Genomic DNA, 392 nt, shown 5'->3' with positions numbered 1-392 from the left:
GGTCCGCATCACCGTCAACGGCGGCAAGATCACCAAAGCCGAAGCCGTCCAGGCACCCAAGGGCGGCCAGAGCGACCGGATCACCGCCAACGCCGTACCGAAGCTCAACCAGGCAGCGGTGGCAGCCGGCACCGCCGACATCGACGCCGTCTCCGGAGCGACCTACACCAGCGCCGGATACAAGGAATCACTCCAGTCGGCCCTGGACAAGGCGCAGGCGAGCGCGGGGGCGGCGCAGGGTTCCGGTTCACAGGGTTCGGGCTCGCAGGGGTCGGGCGCCGCCCAGGCCGCCACCGTCACCGGCAAGGCCGTCCAGACCCAGTACGGCGCGGTCCAGGTCCGCATCACCGTCAACGGCGGCAAGATCACCAAAGCCGAAGCCGTCCAGGCAC

The 392-nt window shown here is 69.9% G+C and carries 1 protein-coding gene; it reads left to right on the top strand.

The genetic code is table 11. From position 1 onward, the window contains the following. The coding region (locus ADK36_RS11850) for an FMN-binding protein (RefSeq protein ID WP_159391120.1) at nt 1–392 on the top strand (392 nt) is incomplete at both ends.

Origin of the sequence: Streptomyces viridochromogenes, assembly GCF_001270495.1 — a bacterium.
GTDB classification, from domain to species: Bacteria; Actinomycetota; Actinomycetes; order Streptomycetales; family Streptomycetaceae; genus Streptomyces; species Streptomyces viridochromogenes_A.
Note: the sequence above shows the minus strand (reverse complement) of the source record. Positions and strands in the feature narration are given on the sequence as shown.